Genomic DNA, 15815 nt, shown 5'->3' with positions numbered 1-15815 from the left:
GCCATCTTTGCAGAAAAAAAAACATGAAAACAATAATTTTATTTGCTTCTATCAGTATTGCCTGCGGCCTGCTGTTTGTAAACCTGTATACTTCCCTGGTTGATGTAAAATCATGGGGAAGTGATATTCCTCACTCCATTGCCGTTACAAGAGATTATTTTAAAACGGTAAACCCCGGAAATTTTTTCAGGATATTTTCGCCCGTGAACCAGGTGTTGGGCCTGGTAGTCCTGGTACTTTTTTGGAAAACATCTCCTTCCATCCGGCTGTGTTTAGGAGCAGCGCTTGTTTTATACATTTTAGCCGATGTATTCACCTTTGCCTATTTCTATCCCCGCAATGACATTATGTTTAAGACTGCCCAACTCACCGATGTTGATTTGCTTAAAAGAACAGTATCGGAATGGAGCGGGATGAATTGGCTGCGTTCTTTAGTTATACTGGCAGGCCTCTTTTTCTCTTTTATGGCGCTGCATAAAATTTATTTGCTTCGGTATAAATAACAATATTTCATTCGTTCAGGTTTCTCTCCACGAGAACCTGGACGGATAGAAGCTATTTTCTGCTACAAATTATACTTCCTTTTTCACCGGGCTAAATTCTATTATCAATGCAGCGTCTGACTCCTGGTCATCTAATCGCCTTGATGATAAAACGAGATACCAGCCTACCGGCGCTAAAAATAAACAAAGCAAAAAGCTGGTGAAGCCCCCGATAACGCGCTTCGAGCCGATTTTGGCAAAAATAAAGGCTACAATTATATTCATGTGCAAGGCAGTAAAAAAGGTCGTCCTCAAAATAAACATAAAAAAGAAAAAAACCAACATGCCGCCAACCCTACTATGGCTTGTACGTCCACACATCACCCGAACGCATAGTAACCTGCGGGCTGGTATACAGCAGGGTGGTTCCGTCGGTATCGTAAACATAAAAATGGCCGGTTTCCATCTCGGTACTCATGTATAGCACAACCTGGTTTGGCCCGTGTGCTTTTTCAATATCGCCCCAGCGGCCGTTTGTTCTGTCGCTTATAAAAATTATTTTTTTTGTAAGCCACCTGGCGTGTAACGAATTGTGGCTCAAATCGTCGGTAGGCCCTGCGCCATACATAATACCGTATAACCTGTTAGCATTGGTTACAAACCCCATCGAAACAATATATAAATCGGCGGCATTGTAATTGCCCAGCAAAAAGCTGCTGGCCGGGAAACTGGTGAGGCTGTTGCTTAGGCTGTACCTTAATTCCTGCCCGTTATGGTGCATGCCCATTAAATAATAGGTGGTATTGTTGTAGCTAAAAGCTTTTACATCCTGCGCAACAACGTCTTCGGCCAGCGCATCGCCGGTGTAGTTAAAGTTTAGCCCATCGGTACTTACTGCATGATGAACCGCCCTGGGCCTGGTTGCAAAATCGTTAAAATACAAATGGTAAGTGCCGTTTTCCAGGTAGCCAACATTTGATCCGTTTACATCTGCAGCGGCCCAGTTAGGGTAATTGGCTATTTTTAAAAAGGAATTTCCGGAGCCAATATTTGGCACCCAGGCAACGCCATCGGGCGAGGCTGCAAAGCCGGGCTTATTGGTAGCCGAATTTTGAGGTAAGGCTGTATAATACATCAGCCAGCTGCCATCGGGCTTTTTTAATACAGTTTCGTTGTTTACATGGCGCCTGTCGCCATTGCCAATCATTAACGTGGGCGGGCCAAAAGTTAAAAAATCATCGTGGGTTATGGTAGCAAATATCCGGTCGTTTTTTGCTGATGTATTATCCCAGCCTCCATAATAAATATTCCAGTTGCCGCCATTATAAACTATGTTTGGCGCATATATATTAGAGTTAATAGCGTTGGTTGTGCCCCGGATGATGGGGTCGCGGTCGTCTTGTGTCCAATTGAAAATGCGATCCGGGTTAAATGAGTCCGAACCTGCGTTATTAATCCGGTTTTGCCTCACCGCGTTGTCATTGCCGGTCCATTTAAAATGATTGAAGCCGTCATCAAATCCCGCGGCAACTTCAGCCAGCTGGAAATAATAGTTTGGGCCATCGGCGCGTAGCCCGGTAACTTCTATTTTTATGCCGCTGGCATGCACAGTAACCGGCAGCGGTATGATCACCGGCAAATCGTAGTTGTCGCTTTTTTGGGGATTGGCAAAATTAGTGAACGCCTTTGCTGCCACCCATGATGAACCCGTATAATAATAAATTGTAAAATTTAAGGGGAAGCATAAGCCTGCATTATTGCTGCCGTACCGTGGGGTAAGCTTCACATAATTTATATCAACGGCACCGCTAAAATAAAATTGAACAAACTCCACACCGTTTGAACTTAAATGCCTGGCCGAGCTCCAACTGGTAGCAGTATTACTGTCAGTTGCATTTGATGCGTCCCACGTAGGATAGGTTGATGATGCCGAAATGCTGACAACAGGAATATCGGTATGTACCGGCGATATTTTCAGGCTTTGAATGTTTGGGGTAGATGTAGATTTTGTGTTTATTTCTACCACATCTTTGTTGCAACCTGCAAATAAAATAGCAATTAGTAGAAGCAATATGCGCAAAATTGTACTCATGATAAAGGCTGGCAGGTATTAACACGAGGTAGCGCGGCTGCTATTTAACGTAAATATATCTCAATATTTTATTCCCGTCAATACGCAAAAATATTTTTTTCTGGCAGTGCCGATAGGGTGATTGCGGGTATACTGCGGTGTATTACCAGGGGCCAACAGGTGCCCATTGGGTTCATTTCGGGAGCCGGCAGGTACTAAACATCGCACCGTGCTGTTGCCCGGAAAATTAGAAATTTTATTCAAAACGGGTGTTCGGGGCAGACTAAACCCAAATACATAACTAATTGATTATCAATAAATATTACTTTTTCGACTTAAACAAACCGAACACCTAAGCAACTGTAAAACAATGAATTAACAAACACAGCCCGAACACCACCTGTATCCACTCAAAAAAGCGAACACCCATAGTAATGCTACTCATCCAAAAAAACTATCTTTGCCTCCATGAATATCCTGATCCTCGGTTCGGGCGGAAGGGAAAGCGCCTTCGCCTGGAAAATTGCGCAAAGCCCTAAATGTGAAAAGCTTTTTATAGCCCCCGGCAATGCCGGCACTCACCAGTACGGCACCAACGTTAACATTAAGGTTACCGATTTTGAGGGTATTAAGGCCTTAGTATTGGAACAAGGCATCAACCTGGTACTGGTAGGCCCCGAGGAGCCACTGGTAAAAGGCGTTCATGATTTCTTTTTAGCCGACGAGCAATTAAAAAATGTACCCGTGGTAGGCCCCCAACAGGAAGCTGCACAGTTAGAGGGTAGTAAAGATTTCAGCAAGCAATTTATGCAAAGGCATAACATCCCTACGGCTGCTTATAAAACTTTCACTAAAGATACTTTGCAAGAGGGCCTCACCTACCTGGCAACTGCCGGCCTTCCGGTTGTACTGAAGGCTGACGGCCTGGCCGCTGGCAAAGGTGTGCTTATCTGCACGTCACTTGAAGAAGCCCAACTGGAGCTTACCCAAATGTTGGCCGAAGCCAAATTTGGTGATGCCAGCTCAAGCGTGGTCATTGAACAATTCCTGCAAGGAATTGAACTATCTGTCTTCGTAATGACCGATGGCAGCAACTACAAAATACTACCTGAAGCTAAAGACTATAAACGTATTGGCGAAGGTGACACCGGGCTGAACACCGGCGGCATGGGTTCAATCTCGCCCGTACCGTTTGCAGATGCCGCCTATATTAAAAAGGTTGAAGATTTAGTTATCATCCCAACGGTAGAGGGTTTGAAAAAAGATGGCATCCCATACAAAGGCTTCATTTTTATAGGCCTGATGAATAAAGATGGCGAACCCTGGGTGATAGAATACAACTGCCGCATGGGCGACCCTGAAACCGAAAGCGTAATGCGCCGCATCGACAGCGATTTTGTTGACCTGCTGCAAGGCGTAGCCGAAGGTAACCTTAACGAAAAAGAGCTGATTATTTCGCCGAAAACTGCCGCCACCGTGGTTATGGTAGCAGGCGGCTATCCCGGCGAATACCTAAAAAACAAAGTAATAACCGGCACCGAAAACGTGCGCGACAGTATAGTATTCCACGCAGGCACCAGCCTCGATGGCGAAAACGTGATAACCACAGGTGGCCGAGTTTTGGCAATAACTACCCTGCAAGACAATATGTTTAACGCCCTGCAACAAGCCACAGCCGATGCCAGCCGTATTTATTACGATGGCATGTACTTCAGGAAAGATATTGGATTTGACCTTTTGTAGTTTATTGATTCACTGGTTCATTAGTTCATTGGTGGTATAGTAGTTTAACTGTCATGTCAATTTAAAGCAAAACCGAGGTATAAAAAAGCCATGCTGATATTTAAACAGCATGGCTTTTTTTATAAGTTCAACCCGATAGCCTAATGAACTATTTTCAAACTGTTCACCAATAAACTAATGAACCAGTGAACTAATGAACCAACTATATTTTTCCAAAAATCTCGGCAAGTTTATCTTCCAGATCGTCGCCGCGCAGGTTTTTGGCAATTATTTTTCCGTTGGGATCTAACAAAAAGTTTTGGGGAATACCGCGCACGGCGTATAAGCCAGCCGCTTTGCTGTCCCAAAATTTAAGATCAGAAACGTGGGTCCAGGTAAGGCCGTCTTTGTGAATAGCGGCTAACCATTTATCCTTAGCGTTTGGTTTATCCAACGATACGCCCAAAATAGTAAATTTTTGACCTTTGTAATGGTTATAAGCTTTTACCACATTTGGGTTTTCCCTGCGACAAGGGCCGCACCACGATGCCCAAAAATCAATCAAAACATATTGCCCGCGAAATGAAGAAAGGTTGATGACCTTTCCGCTGGTATCAGCCTCGGCAAATTCTGGTGCGGTTGCCCCCAAGGCCACAGCCTTAAGTTTAGGCATTCTTTCGCCCAGGGCTTTACCCGCATCGGTACTTTTTACAGCAGGCGTTAAGGCATCGTATAAAGGTTTAAGATCAGCATAATCGGCACTGTAGGCCAATGATTCAAGCGCATTCAGGCTAATGATTGAGTTGGGGTTATCTTTTATAAATTGTTTATCTGTGGCCGCGCTCAAATCATCTATAGCTTTTTCATCAGCTTTCGCTTTTTTAATATATTCAGGAGAGGCCTTTTGCTCGTCCGTAGCTGCCTTCTGCTTTTCTTCCAAAGCGGTGTAAGCATCGTTTACAGGCTTTTGTAACAACTGATATTTTTCGTTTTCCTGGTTGGTTTTAGGACCATCAACTGTGGCGTTTTCTATTTTATCCGCAGCACTTACATTAATTAAACCTGGTTCAAGATAAATAGCCCGGTAGCCATCGGCCTTGCCCGTACCCGTACCTTTTGAGTTAAACAATAAATACGCGCTAAGCGGCGCTGCCCCAACCGAGCCTGCAAAATGGAATTTACCATTAACCACGGTACATGAATCATAAATAGGCTTACCCTTAGGGAACCTGTATTCGAGGTACATTTTGGCAGGTGCATTAAAATCACCCATTTTACCTTGTATGTCATATTTGTTATCCTGTGCAAAAGCAATAGCAGGCAGCGCGGCCAATGCTAATAATATTGTTTTTTTCATAAGCGATAAAGTTCAACTTGCAATATAATACGTAAAAACTATACATTACATATAGTCAGTAAAAAGTTACATTATTTTGGACTTACTCAAATTAATGACAATTAACCACTCAACTATTTTTCCATTTTTCCGGGCCAACACAATCAACCTAATCTAACCCAATCAACCACTCACTAATCTATATCTTCCCAAATAGCTCGGCCAGTTTGGCATCAAGGTCTTCGCCACGAAGGTTTTTGGCAATGATCTTTCCGTCGGGGCCAATCAGATAATTTTGTGGGATGGAGGTTACAGAATAAAGGGCGGCGGCCTCGTTATTCCAATATTTAAGGTCAGATAGCTGTGTCCAGTCCAATCCATCACTTTTGATAGCGGAAAGCCAGGCCGATTTACTTTCGGCTCTGTCTAATGACACGCCTACAATGGTAAAGTTTTTGGTTTTGTACTTGTTATAATTGCGTACTACGTTAGGGTTTTCCTGGCGGCAAGGCCCGCACCATGATGCCCAAAAATCAAGCAAAACATATTTTCCCCTGAATGATGATAATTTAACCGGTTTGCCGTTTACATCGTTTTGTACAAAATCGGGCGCAATTGCACCTATTGCTGTAACCCTTAAGGCATCAAGTTGTGCTTTCAACACCTTACCCGCTTCGGTATTCCGTACGTCGGCCGAAAGCGAGTTGTACAAAGGCTCAATTTCACCCGGATCAGGAGCCGGGCCACCTACCGAACTTAAAGCCAGCAAGCTTAGGTAACTGTTGGGGTTATCGGTTATAAAGCTCTTTAAGGTATAGCTCTGCAGCGTTTGCAATGCTTTATACTTACTTTGTATAGCGCTTTGAAATGCAGGCGACTTCTGTTGCTCAGGTGTGGCAGCCTTAACTTCGGCCATCAGGTGTTCGCCGCGCATGTTGATGCTTTTCAGCTGGGCCTGCAGGTTAATATTATCAAGGTTAAGCTGCGAACCGGTGATCTGCGCTTTTGAAACAGAATCTTTACTGGTAATAGTCAGCGTGCCTTTATCAATAAAAAAGTTAAGGTTATCGGCATTTTTTGATAATGCCCGGCCATCGCTATATTGCTGGGTAAATTTTTCTATCCCCAGGCCTTTGTAATCAACCACCAGCGTGGCATTAACCGGGTTTAGCATCGAACCTTTGAAACTAAAAACACCATTTACAACATCGGCCGAATCAATAACGCTGTTGGCGCCCAATTGATACGATAAATAAACTTTTGCAGGCGCGCCTACATTACCCAATTTACCATTTATAGTAAAGGTATCGGTACTTTGGGCATATGCAATGGCCGGTAATAAGGCTATAATTAAAAAAAATATTTTCTTCATCAGAGTTAAAAACTATAAGGATTGATAACGTTAAAATGCTGCTATAATTGCAATTATCAGTTTAATTTTTGATAAGTGCGCCACCAAAGGTCGGGCAACTCGCCGGATGTGGCCGTTTTATAGTCGGCATAGCTACAGGGCACCAGGTGGAAGCGTTCGTTTTTTGAGCCCCCCGTTGGGTAAGGTACCTGCATCCACCAGCGGTCGGATTTTTTGCTTTTTACAAATACAACCTCCTGGTCTTCATGCTTCAGGCTGGTTTTGTAAATAAGGTATTGTGATTTTGGATTGAGCGGAAAATCGCGCTTACGGCCGTAAAACCCATCAATAAAATACCAGATCATCTGCGCCAGCAACATAGCCGTTTGGCCATTATTATCGTAGGCCGGGTTAAACTCATAAAAACCTATCGAGCTTAGCTTATCGTTAAACCCCGCGTAGCGGCATAGCTGGCAGGCCTCCTGCCCGTTAAAGCCATTGGGGGTAGCATTGGCGTTGCCTGCAGCATCAGCCGATCTGATGGCCCCCACATCAAAACTTACCATGCTGGCGTTACGGATGGCAGGCTCGGTTACGGCAATGTTGCCGCTTAGCTCGCCAAGGCGGTGTACATCAAAGTAAAGCTTATCCATCACCCGCAAACTTTCCTGGCTGGCAAAATAAGTTTGGTACCCCAGGTTGCTAAAATTGAACAGGTAATTGGGTTCGTGCAAAAATATTTTGTTGAGATATGATTGCGAAGTTGTTTCCAATCCTGCCGGGGTTTCGTCCTCATCAAGGTCAAAACGGGCATCTACTACTACCAGGTCAACCTTCTGTTCCAGGTCTTCGTAGCCAAGGTATTGGGCGTAGGTTAAATCCTGCCCGCCACCTAAAATAATGGGGATAATATCTTTTTTCACCAGTTCGGATACCACGGTTTTAAGGGCAAAGTAGGTATCAGTAACCGATGCGCCTGCTGCAATATTGCCCAGATCGGCAATTTTTAAGTTGTAGCCACCCTCATTAAGCTGGTAAAGTTTTTCGCGGATATAGTCGGGGCCAAGTGCACAGCCCTGGTTATCGGTAGCATTACGATCGTCCATAACGCCAATGATGGCCAGGTCGATTTTCTCTTCCAGGTCGGGAAAATCGACCGAGTAATGTACAATTTTATCGCCAAGCTGACTGGTATAGTAGCCCTTTTTAGGAGTGATCTTTTTCAGATCGATGGGTTTAAAAAAATCAGCTAAGGACATTGAATACTAATTTGAAAATGCGTCAATTTGAAGATTTGAAGATGAAACATCTTTGCAAAGATGCGAATTCACATCATTAAATCGGCAACTTAGCCTCAATATGAATTTTCAAATCATCAAATTAAAATGATATTGTGCACTTTTACATTTTCAAATAAACACATTTTCAAATCTTCAAATTGAAATGATTCTAATTACTGGCGCAACAGGTTTTCTCGGGGCCGAACTGGCGAAACTGCTGGTTACATCTGGCTCAAACATTCGTTGCACCAAGAGGGCTACATCAACCATACCTGCCTTACTTGTCCCTTTTCAATCACAAATTGAATGGGTGGAGGCCGACTTGTTGGATATTTTTGCTTTGGAGAATGCTTTAGCTGGCGTAACCCAGGTTTATCATTGCGCGGCGTGGGTATCGTTAAAATCGGCCGATAAAAAGCCGATGATCAATACTAACGTGACCGGCACGGCCAACCTGGTTAATTTATGTGCCGAAAAGGGCATCAGGATGGTGCACGTAAGCTCGATAGCCGCTATAGGCCTGGCCAAACCCGGCGATCTTACTACCGAAAACCATCATCTGGAACAATCAACGGAAAATGATGGTTATGCCATATCCAAGCTGGAAAGCGAGATGGAAGTATGGCGCGGTATTGCCGAAGGTTTGGATGCCGTAATTGTAAATCCATCGCTTATCATCGGTGCAAGCGCGGGTAAAGTTGGCAGCGGTGCGCTGTTTGAAACCATCCATAAGGGCCTTAAATTTTATACTGCCGGCACTATTGGCTTTGTTGATGTAGAGGATGTGGCCAAATGTATGGTTGGCCTTATGAACAGTGCTATCACGGCCGAGCGCTACATTATCAGCGCCGAAAATCGCAGCTATCAATCTATCACTACAGAGGCAGCAAACGGCTTTGACATTAAACCGCCTGCCATTTTAGCCAAACCCTGGCTGATGGAAATTGGCTGGCGCGGTGCGGCTGTTATAGCCGCACTAACCGGCGGGGACCCGGCTATTGATAAAACATCCGCACAGGCGGCATCGGTAACACGCGAGTTTGATAACTCAAAAATCAAGAATGCGATTGGGATTGAATTTAAGCCGATAAGTGAAAGCATTAAAGAGATTTGTGCCGTGTTGCACTAATTGAAGATGGCTTTATGGATACGGCAAAACGGTATACATTTAATCCCCGGCGCTTAATTTTTGAGTCGGTATTTACTTTTGCATTGGTCGGTTTTGCTATTTGGTTTGCCGTAAAAGCAGTATCGTTGTTTCCCCCAACAGGGCCTCTGTTATTGTTTTTGCTATTGTTTTTTAGTGGTTTGGTAGCAATACTATACCAACAAATAAAGACTTTGCTTGTACTGAAGCAGTATTACCACTTCGATAGGGATAAAACAATAACACTAAGCGCCGACAGACTAACACTCAACATGGGTCAAGATGATCTTGATATACACATTAACAGTGATGAAGTTGTAAAAGTCGAGATTTATGAAGGTCAACCCTGGGGCAGATTCCAGGATTTTAGTTATATAATATTACACACGATAAATAAACAAAAGATAATCATTACCCAGTTTACCGTACCATTGCTTGTTCATGATAAGATATTTAAAAAGTTTTTGAGGAAGAAACCAAGAAAATATTTTAAAAAGAGATTCAATTTTATCGATCTGAATTAAAGCGCAAACAGAACAGACAACTCGCCGTATTGAAGCTAATCGGTATGTTTATTTACATCAATATCGTTACCTTGCCCATTCATTTTTTACATGCAACCCGACAAAAGAAACCACCTGATAGATTTGCTGAGGATACTGGCAGCTTCATGGGTAGTTTTTTTCCATCTCAATCAGCCTATAAAACCTATTGACAACTGGTACCGCGATTTTTGCAAATACGGTCACTTGGGGGTACCCATATTTTTTATCATAAGCGGTTACTGCATACTTATAGCGCTGCACCATGCCAAAAAACCAACCGAATTTATAGTAAGGCGTTTCTTCCGCATTTTCCCGCCCTATTGGTTCAGCCTGGTTATTACTGCAGTTATAGTTTTATTACTCAAAGTTATAACCCATGTAAACTCCGTAGCCGTACTCCCTAAAAGTATTGCGGGTATAGTAGCCACAATTACACTCAGCACATCGCCTGTCACCGGAGTAAAAACCATTAACTGGGTGTACTGGACGTTATCATGCGAGATGCTTTTTTACCTGGCGGTGTTTGTCTGCGCCTTTTTCAAAAAACAGTATTTTGTAACTGCCTTAATAGTGGTAACGTTATTAAGTATCGGTTTACCCCAGTTTGAATCGGGTCCCTTGTTCTTTTTAAACCTATGGCCATTGTTTTGCCTGGGTGTGGCCACATACCAATTGTTGCATCAGCCCGCTTATAAATGGTTTAATATTGCTCTACTGGCCTTTACCGCGGTCGACTTTTACGCGACCCATCAATCCTTTATTTACGTTCTGCTTTGCTTAATTACCGGCGGGCTTATCGTTATCAACCACTTTAAACCGCTAAAAAACAATTTACTTAGCCGCTATGGCGATGTTTCCTATTCGCTTTACCTGATACACGTGCCTATCGGCATCTATTTGTTAGGGCATTTGAAAACCACCGCGATACAAACCAACGTGACTTTAAATATTCTTTTCGATGTGGTGATATTGACACTCCTGGTGTTTGTTTCTAAGTTAATGCACAGGTACATCGAACTGCCTGCAATCAGGTATGGAAAGCGATTCGGGAAGTGAATTTTGGTGAGTGGTTGATTGGGTTAGATTGAGTTGATTCAGTTAGGTTCTAAATAACGCTTCAATTGGTACCTGTTAATTTAACCTCTATCTACTAATGAACTAATAAACCAATGAACTAATGAACCAAAAAAATTCGCACATTTGCACCCAAGATGGAGCAGTACTTTATTATTGATTTCGACAGCACGTTTACACAGGTTGAGGCCCTTGACGAACTGGCCCGCATATCCCTCAAAAATCATCCCGACCGTGAGGGTATTTACAAACAGATAGAAGATTTAACCAATGCCTCGATGGAAGGGCGGCTATCATTTACCCAAAGTTTAGAAGCCCGGGTTAAATTATTATGTGCCAACCGCGATCATTTGAAGCAGCTGATCAGTCATCTTAAAAAAAAGGTATCTACCTCATTCTCGCGCAATACAATCTTTTTTAAAAATCACCAGGACGAGGTTTTGATCGTATCCGGCGGTTTTAAAGAATTTATTACGCCTGTGGTTACCGAGTATCACATCAAAAAAGAAAACATCTACGCCAATACTTTCGAGTTTGACGACGAAGGCAATATTATAGGTTATGACCGCACCAACCCCCTGTCACAAGAAGGGGGGAAGGTTAAATTGCTTAAAGAGTTGCAGTTGCCCGGCGATATTTACGGCATAGGCGATGGTTACTCCGATTTCCAGCTGAAGGAGTCGGGCATGATCAAGAAATTTTACGCTTTTACCGAAAACATCGAGCGTAAATCGGTAACCGAAAAGGCCGACCACGTTACCCCAAGCTTTGATGAGTTCCTGTACCTGAACAAATTGCCACGCGCCATATCATATCCCAAAAACCGCATTAAATGCCTGGTAGTTGGCGCAATTGATGAAGAGGCACAGGCTCAAATGAAAAAAGAGGGTTACAACATTCGCAACCGGGATGAGATTGAAGATAAATATTTAGAAGAAGCCGGTGTTTTATTTTGTGATGAAGACCACCAGCCAACGCCCGAGCAGGTACAAAATTCTGGCCGGTTAAAAGTGATAGGTATTTTTGGCAAATGCAGTAACAAACTTGCCGAAACAGCCACCGAAAATGGCATTATTATATTTGACGATCCGAGGCATAACCCGCATAACAGCGATTTTTTGCCAAAAAGGGTATTGGCTTTCATGAACGAGGGCAAAACGCATACCAGCTGCAATTTTCCAGATTTACAGCCGCCAAGGGTTAACAATGCACACCGGTTAATCCACATCCACAAAAATGTGCCCGGCATCCTGGCCAAAATAAACGATGTATTTGCCCGCCACAACATCAATATTGTTGGCGAGTTCCTGGTTACCAACCCACAAATCGGGTATGTAATTACCGACGTAAATACGGGCTACGACACCCAGGTACTCAACGAGTTGAAAGCGATTGAGCATACCATAAAATTCAGGCTGCTATATTAGCGTTGCGAGTTGCCGGGATCGGGTTGCGGGATTTTTTGCCCGAACCTGGCCACACGAACCTCGAACCCCATTAAGCGATAAAAGGCACCACCAATACCGGGATAGGTGAATGGCGCACAACATTTTCGGCTACGCTGCCCATAAGCAAACGATCAAGGCCTGTGCGGCTATGAGTACCTATCACGATCAGGTCGGCGTTAAATTGTCGGGCACAACTAATTATACCATCGGCAGTAATATTAAAATCGGTAAACGAGGTAACTTCAAGCTCGCCTGCATATTCTTTTTTAATATTATCAATTACCAATAAAGATTGCTTTGATTGTATATCAACTAACTCAGCCTGATCTACACCCATAGTCCCCATCGGCATCCCGATCAGGCTATCGTTAGGTTCCGGCGGAAAAACAGCCGGCTCGATAATATGCACCAAACCAACCGCGGCCTTGTAAGTATGTGCAATATCAAACCCATAAGCAGCAGCATTATGCGCATAAGTGCTATCGTCAATGCCTATTAGTATTTTATTGATTTTCATGATCTATAAGGTTATTGTCTGAATCAGAATTTTTCACATGTATATTGTTTTTCAAAGGTGTTCAAGAGGGCTATCCCATTTACAGAATTTGAGAATGAACAGAATAAATCGGACAAAATATTAAGCCACGCGTTTTCATGTTTTTAATTCTGTAAATCCTTTAATTCTGTAAATTCTGATTCAGACATAATACAGCCCGCAGTAAAAAATGTTTTAATTTTTGATGTTACATAGCCCTATTTAACCTCATCCCATTTTTGCTACCTTTGATTATGCAATTCTCTCCCGAAATTGAAGAGCGCCTGGCGCAGTTACAGGAAAAATACGAGGCCATGGGCCAGGATATGAACTCCTACCTTGACGGACTGTTATACGCCGATTTTTTAACCTACTGGGATTACATCCACCTGGATACATTATTGAGCCTGCAAAGCCCTAAAACGCCCTTTCCCGACGAAGAGATCTTTATCATCTATCACCAGATAACCGAATTATATTTTAAGCTGGCCTTGCATGAGTGCCAACAGCTTGCTGCCGCCCAACCCTTAACTGTTGATTTTTTTACCGCACGTTTAAAGCGCATTAATAGGTATTTTGGCGCACTAACCCAATCGTTTGAGATTATGGTTGACGGGATGGAAAAAGAACAGTTCCTGAAGTTCAGGATGTCTTTACTCCCGGCCAGTGGCTTTCAATCGGGCCAGTACAGGATGATCGAGATATATGCCACCGATTTTATCAACCTGGTAGCTAAGGATAAACGCGAAGAACTACGTACCGTCACTATTGAAGAGCAATTTGAATACCTGTACTGGAAGTTCGGCGCTACCGAATTATCAACCGGTAAAAAAACGCTGACACTTAAACAGTTCGAAAAAAAGTACGCCAAAACATTTATAGAGCTGGGTAAGGCAAATGTTAGCTATAATTTTAACACATTAGCTTTAAAATTTGAGGCCGAAGGCAGCCTTACACCTGAGTTAAAAGCCGAATTGCGCCAGTTGGATGTAAATGTAAATGTAAACTGGCCGCTATCGCACTACAAATCGGCCGTGCGCTATCTTAACCGCGAACCCGAAGAAATAAAAGCCACCGGCGGTACCAACTGGCAAAAATACCTGCCTCCGCGCTTTCAGAAACGCATTTTTTATCCATCACTCTGGAGCACCGATGAAGTTGAAAACTGGGGTAAGGCCTGGGTGGATAGCGTGCTGGGGTAAAGCCCCTCCAAACCTCCCCTGAAGGGGAGGCTTATTTGGCGATGATTTCTTCTTCAGCCACCTCCGGCGGTTGAATTTGGCTTAGTGACAGTGGCACAAGCCTTTTGGTTTTTAGGTAGGTTATCCCCACAATAAGCATCGTCATACTACCGCCAAAAAGCACAGAGGGTACAGTACCCATTAACCTGGCTGCCGTACCCGATTCAAAAGCGCCAATTTCGTTTGATGAACCTATAAACATCTGGTTTACTGCCGATACCCGGCCACGCATATGATCGGGCGTTAACAGCTGCATAATTGTGCCGCGTATAATTACGCTAACGCTGTCAAACGCGCCTTCGGTGAATATAAAAAACAGCGATAAGTAAAAGCTTTTAGACAAACCAAAGCATATTATTGATAGCCCAAAACCGGTTACCGCTATCAATAAATTACGCCATGGCTTACCCATAGGCGAAAACCGGGTCATTACCAGCATGGTAAGTACTGCACCTAATGAGGATGTGGAACGCATTATACCAAAACCTTCGTCGCCTACTTTTAATACCTCATGTGCAAACACCGGCAACAAGGCAACTGCTCCACCAAAAAATACCGAAAACAAATCCAGACTCATGGCGCCTATCATCATCTTATTGCTAAACACAAACGTGAGCCCTTCCGACAAGCTCTTCCAGATATTTTCCTTTGGTACAAATACCGGTGGATATTTTCGTAAAAGCGCAACTAACGCCAATGACACCAACAGGAAAAAGATGATACAGGCAAAAGTTGCTGTAATCCCGGCCACACCGGGAATGTATTTTCCTGCATAAGCATAAATGAGTCCGCCGACTGTGGGACCTGCAATAAATGCTACCTGCCAGCTGGAACTGCTCCAGGTACTGGCGTTGGGGTATACTTCTTTAGGTACACTATGGGCATAAATGGTAAAAGTAGCCGGCCCGTAAAAAGCGCGCGCTATGCCGTTGCAAAATATCATTACATAAATAATAGGCACAATCCAACCCGCATGAATAATGTCTGACATGCTTTTTAATGTAACAATACACATCACGGAAGATGAAAGGATAACACCGCTAAATATGAGCAACAACATTTTGCGCTTCTCCGATTTATCGGCAATATAGCCCCCGTATAGAGCTATACATACCGCAGGAATAGCTTCGCACAAACCTACTAAACCTAAAGCGAACGGATTTTTTGTTAAATGATAAATATAAGCGCCGATAACCACGGCTTGCATAGAATATGCAAAGGTGAAACAAAAACGCATGCCGATATATGACCTGAAGTCTTTATATCGCAATGCTGCAAAGGAATCTATTTTCTGGGGGGTACTATCGCCTTCTTCAGTCACAGGGTTGTTTTAGATGAGGTGCAAATTTACAACACGATTTTCAGGATTTAACAGGATTTTTAAAAAATGTGCAGATTTCAGATTACAAATGTGCAGATTTTAGCCAAAAAACTTCTATGGAAGCACCCGTATTAAATCGTACTTACTAAAATTCAGATTAGGGCATTACCCTCGTTCCTCGGGTCAGGCTATGCGCTTATACTGCACGGGCCTTAGCCACATTTGGCCGGTATCCGCTCCTATCCTTAATGCAAAAAGCCGC

At 43.4% G+C, this 15815-nt stretch carries 14 protein-coding genes; 7 read left to right on the top strand and 7 right to left on the bottom strand.

The features are described from left to right. Window positions 1-23: 23 nt before the first annotated feature. Window positions 24-503: an anthrone oxygenase family protein gene (locus AC1RM2_RS19430; RefSeq protein WP_492986819.1), complete on the top strand. Its 480-nt coding sequence runs from the start codon at window positions 24-26 to the stop codon at window positions 501-503. Window positions 504-572: 69 nt separating this feature from the next. Here AC1RM2_RS19430 and AC1RM2_RS19425 read toward each other — a convergent pair whose 3' ends face one another. Then, window positions 573-767, bottom strand: coding sequence for a hypothetical protein (locus AC1RM2_RS19425; protein WP_492986818.1), 195 nt, complete (start codon window positions 765-767; stop codon window positions 573-575). 73 nt (window positions 768-840) lie between these two features. Then, a complete protein-coding gene (locus tag AC1RM2_RS19420; RefSeq protein ID WP_492986817.1) occupies window positions 841-2574 on the bottom strand; it encodes a discoidin domain-containing protein in 1734 nt (577 codons plus the stop codon). A gap of 447 nt (window positions 2575-3021) precedes the next feature. Here AC1RM2_RS19420 and purD point away from each other — a divergent pair, with 447 nt between their 5' ends. Next, window positions 3022-4296: a phosphoribosylamine--glycine ligase gene (gene purD, locus AC1RM2_RS19415; protein WP_090640928.1), complete on the top strand. Its 1275-nt coding sequence runs from the start codon at window positions 3022-3024 to the stop codon at window positions 4294-4296. A gap of 202 nt (window positions 4297-4498) precedes the next feature. On the opposite strand, the gene AC1RM2_RS19410 is transcribed toward purD, so the two are convergent. The 3 genes from AC1RM2_RS19410 to AC1RM2_RS19400 all read right to left on the bottom strand — a co-directional run bounded on the left by AC1RM2_RS19410 (window position 4499) and on the right by AC1RM2_RS19400 (window position 8221). Next, the gene (locus AC1RM2_RS19410) at window positions 4499-5632 is read right to left on the bottom strand and encodes a redoxin domain-containing protein (protein WP_492986816.1); all 1134 of its coding nucleotides are present in this window, start codon (window positions 5630-5632) and stop codon (window positions 4499-4501) included. Window positions 5633-5810: 178 nt separating this feature from the next. Next, window positions 5811-6983 carry a redoxin domain-containing protein gene (locus AC1RM2_RS19405; protein ID WP_492986815.1) on the bottom strand — a complete coding sequence of 391 codons (1173 nt, stop codon included), beginning with the start codon at window positions 6981-6983 and terminating at the stop codon, window positions 5811-5813. Window positions 6984-7039: 56 nt separating this feature from the next. Then, on the bottom strand, window positions 7040-8221 hold the full coding sequence (locus tag AC1RM2_RS19400; protein WP_492986814.1) for a formimidoylglutamase: 1182 nt from the start codon (window positions 8219-8221) through the stop codon (window positions 7040-7042). Between the two features lie 184 nt (window positions 8222-8405). Between AC1RM2_RS19400 and AC1RM2_RS19395 the strand changes: the two genes are divergently transcribed. From AC1RM2_RS19395 to AC1RM2_RS19380, 4 genes are all read left to right on the top strand, one after another. Further along, on the top strand, window positions 8406-9371 hold the full coding sequence (locus AC1RM2_RS19395; RefSeq protein ID WP_492986813.1) for an NAD-dependent epimerase/dehydratase family protein: 966 nt from the start codon (window positions 8406-8408) through the stop codon (window positions 9369-9371). Between the two features lie 14 nt (window positions 9372-9385). Continuing rightward, window positions 9386-9913: a PH domain-containing protein gene (locus tag AC1RM2_RS19390; RefSeq protein WP_492986812.1), complete on the top strand. Its 528-nt coding sequence runs from the start codon at window positions 9386-9388 to the stop codon at window positions 9911-9913. A 90-nt stretch (window positions 9914-10003) separates the two neighbouring features. Beyond that, entirely contained in the window at window positions 10004-10990 is a 987-nt protein-coding gene (locus AC1RM2_RS19385) for an acyltransferase family protein (protein ID WP_492986811.1), read from the top strand. Between the two features lie 155 nt (window positions 10991-11145). Then, window positions 11146-12435: an HAD-IB family phosphatase gene (locus tag AC1RM2_RS19380; protein ID WP_492986810.1), complete on the top strand. Its 1290-nt coding sequence runs from the start codon at window positions 11146-11148 to the stop codon at window positions 12433-12435. 70 nt (window positions 12436-12505) lie between these two features. Here the strand turns inward: AC1RM2_RS19380 and AC1RM2_RS19375 are convergent, their stop codons facing one another. Continuing rightward, the gene (locus AC1RM2_RS19375) at window positions 12506-12973 is read right to left on the bottom strand and encodes a universal stress protein (RefSeq protein ID WP_492986809.1); all 468 of its coding nucleotides are present in this window, start codon (window positions 12971-12973) and stop codon (window positions 12506-12508) included. Between the two features lie 272 nt (window positions 12974-13245). On the opposite strand from AC1RM2_RS19375, the gene AC1RM2_RS19370 reads away from it, so the two are divergent. Beyond that, window positions 13246-14193, top strand: a complete 948-nt coding sequence (locus tag AC1RM2_RS19370) for a tryptophan 2,3-dioxygenase family protein (protein WP_492986808.1) — start codon at window positions 13246-13248, stop codon at window positions 14191-14193. A 31-nt stretch (window positions 14194-14224) separates the two neighbouring features. On the opposite strand, the gene AC1RM2_RS19365 is transcribed toward AC1RM2_RS19370, so the two are convergent. Then, complete coding sequence (locus AC1RM2_RS19365; RefSeq protein WP_492986807.1) at window positions 14225-15553, bottom strand: MFS transporter; 1329 nt, start codon at window positions 15551-15553, stop codon at window positions 14225-14227. Between the last annotated feature and the right edge of the window lie 262 nt (window positions 15554-15815).

It is taken from the genome of Mucilaginibacter sp. GW822-FHT03E02 (assembly GCF_058801545.1).
Note: the sequence above shows the minus strand (reverse complement) of the source record. Positions and strands in the feature narration are given on the sequence as shown.

Excerpts from the sequence above, each read along its gene's own strand:
- AC1RM2_RS19395 (WP_492986813.1), top strand. The coding sequence starts at position 8,406 with ATGATTCTAATTACTGGCGCAACAGGTTTTCTCGGGGCCGAACTGGCG.
- AC1RM2_RS19400 (WP_492986814.1), bottom strand. The coding sequence starts at position 8,221 with ATGTCCTTAGCTGATTTTTTTAAACCCATCGATCTGAAAAAGATCACT.
- AC1RM2_RS19430 (WP_492986819.1), top strand. The coding sequence starts at position 24 with ATGAAAACAATAATTTTATTTGCTTCTATCAGTATTGCCTGCGGCCTG.
- AC1RM2_RS19380 (WP_492986810.1), top strand. The coding sequence starts at position 11,146 with ATGGAGCAGTACTTTATTATTGATTTCGACAGCACGTTTACACAGGTT.
- AC1RM2_RS19420 (WP_492986817.1), bottom strand. The coding sequence starts at position 2,574 with ATGAGTACAATTTTGCGCATATTGCTTCTACTAATTGCTATTTTATTT.
- AC1RM2_RS19370 (WP_492986808.1), top strand. The coding sequence starts at position 13,246 with ATGCAATTCTCTCCCGAAATTGAAGAGCGCCTGGCGCAGTTACAGGAA.
- AC1RM2_RS19390 (WP_492986812.1), top strand. The coding sequence starts at position 9,386 with ATGGATACGGCAAAACGGTATACATTTAATCCCCGGCGCTTAATTTTT.
- AC1RM2_RS19425 (WP_492986818.1), bottom strand. The coding sequence starts at position 767 with ATGAATATAATTGTAGCCTTTATTTTTGCCAAAATCGGCTCGAAGCGC.
- AC1RM2_RS19410 (WP_492986816.1), bottom strand. The coding sequence starts at position 5,632 with ATGAAAAAAACAATATTATTAGCATTGGCCGCGCTGCCTGCTATTGCT.
- AC1RM2_RS19385 (WP_492986811.1), top strand. The coding sequence starts at position 10,004 with ATGCAACCCGACAAAAGAAACCACCTGATAGATTTGCTGAGGATACTG.
- AC1RM2_RS19405 (WP_492986815.1), bottom strand. The coding sequence starts at position 6,983 with ATGAAGAAAATATTTTTTTTAATTATAGCCTTATTACCGGCCATTGCA.
- AC1RM2_RS19375 (WP_492986809.1), bottom strand. The coding sequence starts at position 12,973 with ATGAAAATCAATAAAATACTAATAGGCATTGACGATAGCACTTATGCG.
- purD (WP_090640928.1), top strand. The coding sequence starts at position 3,022 with ATGAATATCCTGATCCTCGGTTCGGGCGGAAGGGAAAGCGCCTTCGCC.